Source organism: Massilia rhizosphaerae (genome assembly GCF_016093545.1).
GTDB lineage: Bacteria > Pseudomonadota > Gammaproteobacteria > Burkholderiales > Burkholderiaceae_D > Telluria > Telluria rhizosphaerae.
Map to the genome: position 1 here is coordinate 263,026 of NZ_JADKYX010000004.1, position 12,576 is coordinate 275,601.

Consider the following 12,576-nt stretch of genomic DNA (forward strand, 5'->3'; position numbering starts at 1 on the left):
GCGCGCCATGGCAGCCGCGCCGCGCGACGGCATCGTCCTGATCGTCGACGATACGACGGCCAATCTCAAGGTGGTCGGCGAATGCATGGCCGATTGCGGCTACGGCGTGGTGATCGCACAGGACGGGGAAGAGGCGTTGCGGCGGACGGACCTGGTGCGGCCGGACCTGATCCTGCTCGACGTCATGCTGCCCGACGTGGATGGCTTCGAGGTGTGCCGCCGTCTGAAATCGCGGCCAGACACGCGGGACATCCCCATCATTTTCATGACGTCCCTGGCCGACACGGAATACAAACTGCGGGGTTTCGACGCCGGCGCCGTCGACTATGTCACCAAGCCGCTGCAGGTCAACGAGGTGCTGGCCAGGGTCGATACCCATATGCGCCTGCGCCGGTTGCAGAAGGCGCTGGAAGACAAACATGCCGAACTCCAGCATTCGTATGCGGAACTCGAGCGCCGCGTCGAGGAACGCACGTCCGAACTGCGCGACGCCAACCGCCTGCTGACACTGGAGATCCAGGAGCGCATGCAGGCCGAGGACAGGCTCGCGCTCAAGATTTTTGCATTGGATCATGTTAGCGATGGCGCGTTCCTGCTGGATGACGACGGCCAGATCCTCTACGTGAACGACGCCGCTTGCCGGATGACCGCGTATCGGCGCGAGGAATTGCTGGCGATGCACGCGTCGGACCTTCATTCCGGCTGGTCCCGCGACGCTTACCGTCAACGCTGGACCCGCTTGCGCGACGCGGGCAATGTGATGACCGAACTCCAGCATCGGACGAAAGACGGACGCCTGTTCCTCGCCGAGCTCGGCGAGAACTATTTCGAATACGGCGGCCAGGGTTATAACCTGACGCTCATGCGCGATATCTCGGCGTCGCAGGCGGCGGAATCGGCGCTGCGCGAGAGCGAATGCAAGTTCCGCACCCTTGCGGAAAACTCGCCCGACCTCATCGTCCGCTATGGCCTCGATTGCCGCCGCCTGTACGTAAACCCGGCGTATACGGCGTTTTTCCACGTGTCGGTGGAGGACGCGTTGGCGAGCGAACCGGGGGCGCCCTGGTATGGCGACACCAGCGTAGCGGCCTACAAGGACATGCTGCGCCAAGTCATGGCAACCGGCGTGCGGGCCGAGAAGTTCATGACCTGGCACATGCCCGGCGCCGCGCCCGTCCACCACCACTTTCACATCGTGCCGGAATACGGCGCCGACGGCGCCGTGCAGCGCCTGCTCACCATCGGACGCGACATCACCGCGATCAAGGAAGCCGAACGGGAGCTGCGCGAATCGCGCGTCCAGTTGCGGGAGCTCGCGGCGCGCCAGCACAAGGCGCGCGAAGAAGAGCGCAAGCACATCGCGCGCGAGTTGCACGATGAGCTTGGCCAATTTCTCACCGCATTGCGCATGAAGATTTCCCTGTTGCGCGTGCGGTTTGGCGAACGCGATGCCGAGTTGACCGCGCACGCGAAAAGCATGACCGAACTCGTCGACCGAAATCTCCAGGTCGTGCGCGACGTGGCGGCGTCGCTGCGCCCCGGCGCACTCGACATGGGCCTCCAATCGGCACTCGAGTGGCTTGTCGCCGACTTTGCGGGACACGTCGGCATTGCCTGCGTGCTGGATGTGATCGACCGCGAGGTCGACCTGGACGAGATGAACGCGACGGCCATCTTCCGCATCGTGCAGGAATCGCTCACCAACGTGGCGCGCCACGCCGGGGCCAGCCGGGTGACGGTGACGCTGGACAGCGAAGGGGCGTTCTGCCGGGTGACCGTGTGCGACGACGGCAAGGGCTTCGATCCCGGCCTGACGCGCAGGACGTCGCTCGGCCTGCTCGGCATGCGCGAACGTGTGTTGATGGTGGGGGGAGAACTCGACATCGACAGTGCGCCCGGCCGGGGGACGACCCTGGTCGTGCGCGTACCGCGCCGCGACGGCGCCCCGCCGCGCCTGCCCTGAGGCGCCGGGCGCCGTCTACCTCGTCCTGATCCGGGAATCGAGCCTCGGTCCAGTCAAGACGGACGCGCAAGCCGCCGCCTGCCCGCCACCGCCAGCACCCTGAGCGCCGTCTCCAGCCGCACGCGCCGGTATTCCATGGCTCTTGCCGCCGCATGGACGCCGCGCGCGCGCAATGCATCCTGCACATTCTCGGCCGTCCAGCGGTCGGTCCGCCGTTCGCCCAGCATTTTCTTCAGCAAGCCCTGGTCGTCGATCCATCGGTAAGTCATGACGTCCTCCTTGTGGTTGAGGACTCTATCGTCGCGCAATTGCGCGACAGAAACTTACCTTGCATCAAGTAAAAAGCGCTCAGGACAAGCGCGCATGATTCAGGATGATCCAGGCGACCGTGATGACGACCATGCCGGTAAAGGTCACGCACGACCAGGTAAAAAACCAGGCCGACACGATCCCCGCCTGCAAGACTTTCTCGAACAGCACGCCAAGCGCGAAATCGAAGGCGGTCAGGAACGACCAGCGCCGCAGGTAGACGGGCAGGTAGCGGCTCATCCTGCGGTTGTGCTGGCGCGCGGCGTGGCGCTCGATGCGGTTGCGCGCGGCGCTCACGTCGTGGAACAGCCAGTCGAAGAACAGGAACCGGTAAAGGAGGCGCCGGAACGGCATCTCGGGAACCGGCTCGTCGTCGGGGGCCGGCTGTTGTTGCGTGTCCTTGGCTGTCGTCATGGTTGCACCGCTCGCTTGAATGCCGATGACCACGCGGGTGGCCACGATCTTTCATGGTATGCCAGATGCCGTTTCGGGCCCGTTCGTTGACTAACGTAGCGTGCGCGGCGTCCGGTGTTTCTGAGCAGCACCAATAAAACGCGAAACGGGCGCACGCGGCGCCCGTTCCGGAACGACTGACACACACAAGGCGAAGGTCAGCCGGAAGGCATTAGCCTTCCTTCACCCGCTTGGCGATGTGCGCCAGCGCCTCGTCCACCTGGTCGATCAGGATCAGCGTCAGGTCGCCCGGCTGCAATCGCGCCAGCGCCTTGTCGATGGCGACGAACTCGCCCTTGATCTCGTCGACGTGCGTCGTGCGCGGCGCGCCGGCGAGACCCTCGCGCAGCAGGGCGACGACTTCGCCCTCGAGGCGGCCGCGCTGGCACTGGTCTTCGTACAGCAGGACGTCGTCGAAGGCCCTGCCGAGGATGCGCGTCTGATCGCGGATGTCGTCGTCGCGGCGGTCGCCGGCGCCGGAGATGACGACCGAGCGGCGCTTGGCCGGCATCGATTCGACGGCGCCCACGAGCGCCTGGATCGCGTCCGGGTTGTGGCCGTAGTCGGCGATGACCGTCGCGCCGCGGTAGTCGAACACGTTGAAGCGGCCCGGCGCGTTGTCGCTTTCGCCCACGAAGGTCTTGAGGCCGAGGCGGATCGCGTCCCACGAGATGCCCACGGCCCAGGCGGCCGCCACCGAGGCCATCACGTTCTCGACCTGGAAGCCGATCGCGCCGCCGCGGGTGATGGGCACGTCTGCCAGCGGCACGCGCTCTTCCTTCCTGCCCTGCGCCGCGACGAGGTGGCCGTTGGCGACGTAGACGATGCGGCGGCCCTGCGCGCGGTGCTTCTGCATGACCGGCAGCGAGGCATCCAGAGCGAAATAGGTGACGTCGCCGCGCGTGTTCTCGGCCATGGCGGCCACGATCGGGTCGGCCGCGTTCAGCACGGCCATGCCTTCCGGGGCCACGTTCTGGACGATCACACGCTTCAGGACCGCGAGGTCTTCCAGCGTGGTGATGTAGTTCAGGCCCAGGTGGTCGCCGGCGCCGATGTTGGTGACGACGCCGACCTGGCAGCGGTCGAAGGCGAGGCCTTCGCGCAGCATGCCGCCGCGGGCCGTCTCGAACACGGCCGCGTCGACGTCCGGATGCAGCAGCACGTTGCGCGCGCTGCGCGGGCCGCTGCAGTCGCCGCTGTCGATGCGCCGGCCCTGGATGTACACGCCGTCCGTGTTCGTCATGCCGGTGCGCAGGCCCGAGCTGGTGAGCAGGTGCGCGATCAGGCGCACGGTCGTCGTCTTGCCGTTCGTGCCCGTCACGGCGACGACCGGGATGCGGCCGTCGTCGCCCGGGGCGTACAAGGTGTCCATGATGGCTTCACCGACGGCGCGGCCCTTGCCGAACGACGGCGAGATGTGCATGCGCAGGCCCGGCGCGGCGTTCACTTCGACGATGCCGCCGCCTTGCTCCTCGATGGGTTTCAGCACGCTGTCGCACACGAGGTCGACGCCGCAGATGTCCAGGCCGACCATGTGCGCGGCGGCGATGGCGCGGGCCGCCACTTCCGGATGGACGTCGTCCGTGACGTCCGTCGCCGAGCCGCCCGTCGACAGGTTGGCGTTGTTGCGCAGCGTGACGCGCTGGCCTTTCGGCGGCACGGATCCGGCGTCGTAGCCCTGCTTGGCCAGCGAGGCGAGGGCGATGTCGTCGAAGCGGATCTTGGTGAGCGACGTGGCGTGGCCGTCGCCGCGGCGCGGGTCGCGGTTGACGATGTCGACCAGCTGGCGCACCGTGTGCACGCCGTCGCCCACGACATGCGGCGGGTCGCGGCGGGCGGCGGCGACGAGCTTGTTGCCGACGACGAGCAGGCGGTAGTCGTGGCCCGGCAGGTATTTTTCGACCATGACGTCGTCACGGAACTCGGCCGCGGCGGCGAAGCCCGCGTCCAGCTGTTCGCGCGTCGTCACGTTCACGGTCACGCCCTTGCCCTGGTTGCCGTCCTTCGGCTTGATGACGACCGGCAGGCCGATGTCCTGCGCGGCGGCCCACGCGTCCTCGGGGTCGCTCACGGCCCGGCCCAGCGGCACGGGCACGCCGGCCGCGTTCAGCAGGGTCTTGGTCAGTTCCTTGTCCTGGGCGATGGATTCGGCGATGGCGCCGGTGGCGTCGATCTCGGCGGCCTGGATGCGGCGCTGGCGGCTGCCCCAGCCGAACTGCACGAGGCTGCCCTCGGTCAGGCGGCGGTACGGGATGCCGCGTGCGACGGCGGCGTGGACGATGGAGCCGGTCGACGGGCCGAGGCGCACGTCCTCGTCCAGGTCGCGCAGCTGCTTGAGCGCGCCGTCGAGGTCGAACGGCTGGTCGTTGCGGGCCGCGTCGCACAGCTGCTCGGCCAGGCGCATGGCCAGGCGGCCGACGTCTTCCTCGCTGTATTCGACGACGACCTGGTAGGTGCCGCGCTCCAGCGTGGCGGTCGTGCGGCTGAAAGTGACGGGGCAGCCGGCCTGCGCCTGCAGGGCCAGGGCCGCGACTTCCAGCACGTGGGCCAGCGGGATGGTGTCGTCATGGCCGGTCGGCTGCAGCTGGCCGATGTCGGGGAACAGGGCGCGCAGGCGCGTCTCGAATCCGGACAGGGCGCCGATCGATTCTTCCTCCGGCGCGCAGGTGACGATCGCCTCGATCGAGGTGTGGTGGCTCCACAGATTGGGACCACGCAGGGCCCGTACGCGTGTTACTTCCATAGATCTTTCCTTTAGGGTGCGGCGCCGGAGCTCCTGGTAGCCGGCGCGCGTCGGCCCGGTTGGTGCCGGGCACGTATCGGTATTCAGGCCTTGCTCTTTTTCACGGCCGCGTCGAAGGTACGCAGACCGGCGCAGATCAGGTCCGTCGGCACGTCCAGCGCCCAGCCGGCCAGCGCGGCGGCCAGCAGGGCTTCCGGTTGCGCGGCCGTGGCCGGTTTCACCTTGTCGATGCCCAGCAGCGGCATCTCCTCGTTGCCTTGCGCGAGCACGATGTGGTCGCCGCGCACGAACGCCACGCGGCCGCCCGCGGCGCGGTGCGCCCCGAGGGTCTCGTTGGCTTCGTCCAGCGCGTAGAACAGCACGGCGCCGTCGCACAGGTCGGCCAGTGCGGCCACCCGTGCGTCGGCCGCGTTCAGCACGGCCGCACCAATGGACAGCACGACGTCCACCTGGCTGCGCACGACGTTGTACAGGGCATCGTCGTCGCGCACGTACAGGTCGGCCACGTCGGCCGCGTTCCCCATGTCCGTCACGATGCCGACCAGGCAGCGGTCGTAGGGCAGGCCCTCTTCGAGGATCGTGCGGGCGTTCGATTCGAACACGGCGGCCTGCACGGTGCGGTTGATCAGCAGGCGCTGGCCGGCGTCGAAGCGGGTGCCGTCCTGCCCGGTGACCTGGCGGCCGTCCAGGAACAGGCCGTCGCGGTTGGCGACGCCCACGTGCTTGCCGGACAGGTTCAGCACGGTGCCGACGAGGCGCGCGGCCAGCGCCGCGTCCGTGGTGCCCGTGACGCCCACGAGCGGGATGCGGCCCGTTTCACCTTCGGCGAACAGATGCTCGACGATGGCGCGGCCGACGTTGCGCGGTTCGCCCTTGGCGGGCTTGATGTGCGCGAGCAGGCCCGGGCTGGCATTGACTTCGATGATGGCGCCGCGCTGTTCTTCGAGCGGACGCGAGATGTCTTCGCACACGAGGTCGATGCCGGCGATGTCCAGGCCCACGACGCGCGCGGCCAGCGCGGCGACGTATGCCACGTCCGGGTGGACGTCGTCCGTGACGTCGTCGGCCACGTTGCCGTTCAGCTGGATCAGCACTTTCTGGCCGGCCTGCGGGATCGAATCCGGCGTGAGGCCCTGGCGTTTCAGGTCGAGCTTGATCTCGTCGCTGTCGTGCGGCTTGACGGGGGACAGCGGGAATTCTTCCGATTCGCCGCGGCGCGGGTCGATGTTGATCTGGCTGTCGCACAGGGCGCCGACCGTGGAGGCGCCGTCGCCGACGACCCACAGCGATTCGCCCTTGGCGGCCGCGACGACCTTCGAGCCGACGACCAGCACGCGGTGTTCGTTGCCGGGAATGAAGCGTTCGACGAGGACGGCGCTGGATTCGCCTTCTTCCGACGCGATGGCGTAGGCGGCATGCACGTCCGCCTCCGTCATCAGGTTCAGCGACACGCCGCGGCCGTGGTTGCCGTCGACCGGCTTGACGGCCACGGGCAGGCCGATGTCCTGCGCTTCTTCCCATGCCGCTTCCTTGCTGCGCACGACGGTCCCTTCCGGCACCGGCACGCCGCAGGAGGCGAGCAGGGTTTTGGTCAGGTCCTTGTCGCTGGCGATGGATTCGCCGATGGCGCTCGTGCGGTCCGTCTCGGCCGTCCAGATGCGGCGCTGCGCGGCGCCGTGGCCCAGTTGCACGAGATTGCCGTCGGTCAGGCGCAGCGAGGGGATGCGGCGGTCGGTGGCGGCTTCGACGATGTGGCCGGTCGACGGGCCGAGGCAGTAGCGGTCGACCAGTTCCGTCAGCTCCGCCACCGTGGCCGGGAGGTCGAACGGGGTATCGTTGATGGCGGCCATGAGCAGGGCGTGGCCGGCGTGCAGGGCGGCCCGGCCGGCGGTCTCGTCGCGCGTGCGGAACGCCATCTTGTAGACGCCGGGGTCGGCGGTGGAGCGGGTCTTGCCGAAGCCGGTCTTCATGCCGGCCAGGTTTTGCAGTTCGAGGACGATGTGTTCGAGGATGTGGCCGGCCCAGGTGCCGTCGCGCAGGCGTTCCAGGAAGCCGCCCCGTTCGCCGACCCCGCAGCGGTGTTCGATCAGGCCCGGCAGCCAGGCGGTCAGGCGTTCATATAGGCCGGGAAGTTTATTCGAAGGACATTCTTCGAGTTCGCCGATGTCGAGCCAGGCTTCGATGACAGGGCGGTAGGTCCAAATGTTCGGTCCACGCAGGTGCTGTACACGAAGAATTGCAATGTCTTTCTTATTTGTCATGAAAATATCCAGCCATGCGATGACCGCTCTCTCATCGCACAGCGTTGCCTAAGTTTGCGCATCGTTGGTCAAAAGCGGCGCCGGATCGCGGCCCGTCTTCCTCTCTTTCCACAATGCACATGTTGTATACTTGCGGGCACGAAGCTTACCGCGCCGAACCGATTTCTACCAGTTTGGCCCCTCCGCTAGAATACCGTACACGCCGAAGTGCCCGCGTTTCGGAAGGTACGCGTGTCAACGGCAACACCGCCCGCAACGTTCCATCGTACAGATCTGCCAGCCTCCGGCTGTCCCAATCCTGAATAGAACCGGAAACTTCGCCTTTACCGGCGGCATCAAATGACAAATCAACAACTCATTCCCTCCGTTCCGCCGGCGCTTGGCGCCGGTTTCCTGCCCGAGCACTGGCAGGCGGACGTCGCGAAAAAGCTTGCGCCAGGGGAAAACGTTTTAAACAGCGTCGAGGTTGACCTCGATGCGAAATTACGCTTCACCAAGGGCATTCTCGTCGTCACGAATTATCGCCTGCTCACCCGCGCACCCGGCGACACGATGTGGCGCGACTGGCCCTACCGTGCCGGTTTATCCATGCGGCATTACGACCACGCGGGCGTCGGCCACCTGGAACTGGTCGATGCGAACGGCCGCCTGGCCGCCTGGCGCTTCACGCTCGGCCAGAACCTGCAAGCCATCCGCGTCGTCGACCAGTTCCACGACCAGGTCGAAAGCTACGTCACTGGCGTCCCTGTGCAAGCTCCCGAGCAACATACTTGTCCGAGTTGCAAGGCGCCGCTCGAGCCGGACCAGGAAGAATGCCCGATCTGCACCAAGGTGCTGCACACCCCGCCGTCGACCTGGACGCTGTTCCGCTTGTGGCGCTTTGCCAGGCCGTACAAGGGCCAGCTGCTGGTCGGATTCTTGCTGATGCTGGCAAGTACCGGCGCACACATGATTCCGCCTTACCTGACGATGCCGCTGATGGACAACGTGCTGATCCCGTACCAGAACGGCCAGCACATCGACACGCGCCTCGTCTACCAGTACATGGGCGGCCTGTTCGCCTCCGCGATGCTCGCGTGGGCGTTGGGCTGGGGCCGCACGTACATCCTGGCGCTCGTGTCGGAGCGCATGGGGGCCGACATGCGTTCCGAAACGTATGAGCACCTGCTGAGATTGTCGCTCGAATTCTTCGGAGGCAAGCGCACGGGTGACCTCATGAGCCGCATCGGCAGCGGTTCGGACCGCATCTGCGTGTTCCTGTCGCTGCACTTGCTGGACTTCCTGTCCGACGTGCTGATGATCATCATGACGGGCGTGATCCTGTTCAGTATCAACTTCAAGCTGGCGCTGATCACGCTCGTGCCGCTGCCGTTCATCGCGTGGATGATCCACGTCGTGCGCGACAGGCTGCGCACGGGGTTCGAGAAGATCGACCGCGTGTGGGGCGAGGTCACGAACGTGCTGGCCGACACGATCCCCGGCATCCGCGTCGTGAAGGCGTTCGCGCAGGAGCACCGGGAGGCGTCGCGCTTCCGCGAGGCGAACAAGCACAACCTGGCCGTCAACGACAAATTGAACAAGGTGTGGTCGCTGTTCTCGCCGACCGTCTCGCTGCTGACGGAACTGGGCCTGCTCATCATCTGGTGCTTCGGCATCTGGCAGGTGAGCCGGCAGGAGATCACCGTCGGCGTGCTGTCCGCGTTCATCGCGTACAGCGGCCGCTTCTACGTCCGCCTCGATTCGATGAGCCGCATCGTATCCGTCACGCAGAAATCGGCGTCGGCCGCGAAGCGCATCTTCGACATCCTCGACCACGTGTCGAGCGTTCCCGATCCCGTCAATCCGGTCAAGCTGGACAAGGTCGAGGGCAATATCGAGCTGCGCGAGGTGGGCTTCCGCTACGGCAACCGCGCCGTCAACCGCGGCATCTCGCTGAACATCCGGGCCGGCGAGATGGTGGGCCTCGTGGGCCACTCCGGGTCCGGCAAGAGCACGCTCGTGAACCTGATCTGCCGCTTCTACGACGTGGCGGAAGGCGCGATCCTGCTGGACGGCCGCGACGTCCGCAGCTTCGCCGTGGCGGATTACCGCCGCCACATCGGCCTCGTGCTGCAGGAGCCTTTCCTGTTCTTCGGCACCATCGCCGAGAACATCGCCTACGGCAAGCCGGACGCCACGCGCGAAGACATCATCGCCGCCGCCCGCGCCGCCCACGCCCACGAATTCATCCTGCGCCTGCCGCAGGGCTACGACTCGATGGTGGGCGAGCGGGGCCAGGGCCTGTCCGGCGGCGAGCGCCAGCGCATCTCGATCGCGCGCGCGCTCCTCATCGACCCGCCGATCCTGATCATGGACGAAGCGACGTCGTCCGTCGACTCGGAAACGGAAAAGGAAATCCAGAAGGCGCTCGACAACCTCGTGCAGGGCCGCACGACGATCGCCATCGCGCACCGCCTGTCGACCCTGCACCGCGCCGACCGCCTCGTCGTGCTCGACCGCGGCCAGGTCGTCGAAGAGGGCAGCCACGACGAGTTGATGGCGCGCGAGGGCGCCTATTTCCGCCTGTACGAAGCGCAGGCGCGCAACGTCGACCAGGATCCGGACGACGGCAGCAAGGACGATTGAACGATGACGACTTTTACGAGCTTTACACTACGCCGGGATGCGTTCGGCAAGCTGGTCCTGACGAATGGCGAGGGCGAGGAATTCGTCGGCGTGGCGCCGGTGCGTTCCTTTCCGGTGCAGGCGCCCTCGAAGGGCATCTCGCTCGTGCGCGACGGCGGCAAGGAGGTCGCGTGGATCGACGACCTCGACGCGCTGCCGGCCGACATCCGCGCGCTCGTGACGGAAGAACTCGACGGCCGCGAATTCATGCCCGAGATCCGGTCGATCAAGGGCGTGTCCAGCTACGCGACGCCGTGCACGTGGACCGTGCAGACGGACCGCGGCGACACGGAATTCGTGCTGAAGGGCGAGGAAGACATCCGCCGCCTCGGCGCGTATTCGCTGCTGATCGCGGACAGCCACGGCATCCACTTCCTCATCCGCGACATGTTCGGCATCGACAAGGGGAGCAGGAAGATTCTCGACCGGTTCCTGTAGGCCACCGGTCGAGATCGGTCGGGCACGGGATCAGCGTGCCCTCAAGCGGCTTTCCGTTCGTCGGACAAGCGTGCCTGGGCCCTGTCGCGGGCCGGCTCGCTCACGCCGTTCGTGTGGATGGCCGGCACCATGGACACCGGTGCGGTCTTGGCCAGCGTGAACACGCTGACCACCTGCGAGAGGTGGCCGGCCTGGTCCTGCATGGCGCCGGACGCGGCGGCGGCTTCCTCCACCAGGGCCGCGTTCTGCTGGGTTACGGCGTCCATCTGGGAGACGGCCTGGTTGACCTGGGCAATACCGGCGGCCTGTTCCTGGCTGGCGGAGGCGATCTCGCCGATGATGCTGCTGACGCGTTTGACGCTGGCAACGATTTCTTCCATGGTGACGCCGGCCTGGTCGACCAGCTTGGCGCCGCTGTCGACCTTGTCCACGGAATCGTTGATCAGGGTCTTGATTTCCTTGGCGGCGGCACCGGCACGCTGGGCCAGGTTGCGCACCTCGGAAGCCACCACGGCGAAGCCGCGGCCCTGCTCGCCGGCGCGGGCCGCTTCCACGGCCGCGTTCAGTGCCAGGATGTTGGTCTGGAAGGCGATCCCGTCGATGACGCTGATGATGTCGACGATCTTGCGCGCCGAATCATTGATGGCGGTCATGGTCTGGACCACTTCATGGACCACCTCGCCGCCGCGGCGCGCGATTTCCGTGGCCGAGCTGGCCAATACGTTGGCCTGGCTGGCGTTGTCGGCATTCTGCTTGACGATCGAGGTCAGCTCTTCCATGGACGAAGCGGTTTGCTCCAGTGCGCTGGACTGCTGCTCGGTGCGTGCGGACAGTTCGAGATTGCCGGCCGCAATTTCGCCGGCGGCCGAATCGATCGTGTCGGTGCCGGTGCGCACCTCGCTCACGATGCGCACCAGGCTGTCGCGCATCTCGCGCATGGCATACAGCAGGCTGGTGCGGTCATGCGCCTCGGTCCGCACTTCCACGGCCAGGTCGCCGGCGGCGATCCTGTTCGCAATCGCGGCCGCATAAGTCGGTTCGCCGCCGAGTTGCCTGAGCAGGCTGCGCGCGATCAGGAACGCGGCGACCGCGCCCACCAGCAGGGCCAGCACGCCGACGCCGGCCATCGCTTGCCACGCCTGGGTATAGGTGCGTCCGGCCTTCTGCGCCGAGTCCTTGGCGCTCGCCTCCAGGTGTGCCAGCAGGGTTTCGAGCGCGCCGATCAATTCGGCCTGGGCCGGCCGCACGTGATCGCGGATGGCGTCGCCCGCCCCGGTCACGTCGCCCGAGAGAGACAGGTCGATGGCCTTGTCGACTTCGGCCTTGACTTTGGCGTCCAGCGCAGAGATCTTGGCCAGGGTGGCCTTGCTGTCCGGGTCCGTGAGCAAACCGGCGAGCTGGTTGGCGGCGGCTTGGTAGTTGGTCCGGGATTTCCGGGCCAGCGTCAGTTCTTTTTTCTTGAACGCGAAGTCTTCCTGCATCACGACGTCGCGTATGGTCACCGATTGATAGCGCACCAGGTCGCGCATTGCATTGACCAGGCGCAGTTTGGGGGCGTCGCCGGAAACGATCTGGTTCAGGCTGGTGTTGATGAAGGACATTCTGCTGATCGCCACCCCGGTCAGTACCAGCATCAACGCCAGTACGATACCGAAACCGACGGCGAGACGCGGACCGACTTTCATGGTCTCGAGGACTTTCATGGGGAACTCCAGGAAGGGGCCGCGCCGTCGGCGGCGAGGCCG

8 protein-coding genes are annotated in these 12,576 nt (G+C 66.7%); 3 read left to right on the forward strand and 5 right to left on the reverse strand.

Annotation, left to right across the window (positions count from 1 at the left end):
• Positions 1-7 precede the first annotated feature (7 nt).
• Complete coding sequence (locus ISF28_RS08920; protein WP_198116809.1) at positions 8-1,963, forward strand: hybrid sensor histidine kinase/response regulator; 1,956 nt, start codon at positions 8-10, stop codon at positions 1,961-1,963.
• Positions 1,964-2,016: 53 nt separating this feature from the next.
• Here ISF28_RS08920 and ISF28_RS08925 read toward each other — a convergent pair whose 3' ends face one another.
• The 4 genes from ISF28_RS08925 to ISF28_RS08940 form a co-directional block, all read right to left on the reverse strand.
• The gene (locus ISF28_RS08925) at positions 2,017-2,232 is read right to left on the reverse strand and encodes a hypothetical protein (RefSeq protein ID WP_198116810.1); all 216 of its coding nucleotides are present in this window, start codon (positions 2,230-2,232) and stop codon (positions 2,017-2,019) included.
• 79 nt (positions 2,233-2,311) lie between these two features.
• The gene (locus ISF28_RS08930) at positions 2,312-2,686 is read right to left on the reverse strand and encodes a hypothetical protein (protein WP_198116811.1); all 375 of its coding nucleotides are present in this window, start codon (positions 2,684-2,686) and stop codon (positions 2,312-2,314) included.
• Between the two features lie 211 nt (positions 2,687-2,897).
• Positions 2,898-5,468 carry a cyanophycin synthetase gene (cphA, locus tag ISF28_RS08935; protein WP_198116812.1) on the reverse strand — a complete coding sequence of 857 codons (2,571 nt, stop codon included), beginning with the start codon at positions 5,466-5,468 and terminating at the stop codon, positions 2,898-2,900.
• Positions 5,469-5,551: 83 nt separating this feature from the next.
• Entirely contained in the window at positions 5,552-7,729 is a 2,178-nt protein-coding gene (locus ISF28_RS08940) for a cyanophycin synthetase (RefSeq protein ID WP_198116813.1), read from the reverse strand.
• A 339-nt stretch (positions 7,730-8,068) separates the two neighbouring features.
• Here ISF28_RS08940 and ISF28_RS08945 point away from each other — a divergent pair, with 339 nt between their 5' ends.
• Positions 8,069-10,354 (forward strand): cyanophycin metabolism-associated ABC transporter, encoded by a 2,286-nt coding sequence (locus ISF28_RS08945; protein WP_198116814.1) that lies wholly within the window; start codon positions 8,069-8,071, stop codon positions 10,352-10,354.
• A gap of 3 nt (positions 10,355-10,357) precedes the next feature.
• Positions 10,358-10,831 carry a cyanophycin metabolism-associated DUF1854 family protein gene (locus tag ISF28_RS08950; RefSeq protein WP_198116815.1) on the forward strand — a complete coding sequence of 158 codons (474 nt, stop codon included), beginning with the start codon at positions 10,358-10,360 and terminating at the stop codon, positions 10,829-10,831.
• Between the two features lie 41 nt (positions 10,832-10,872).
• Here ISF28_RS08950 and ISF28_RS31025 read toward each other — a convergent pair whose 3' ends face one another.
• A complete protein-coding gene (locus ISF28_RS31025) occupies positions 10,873-12,534 on the reverse strand; it encodes a methyl-accepting chemotaxis protein (protein WP_307727428.1) in 1,662 nt (553 codons plus the stop codon).
• Positions 12,535-12,576: the final 42 nt, after the last annotated feature.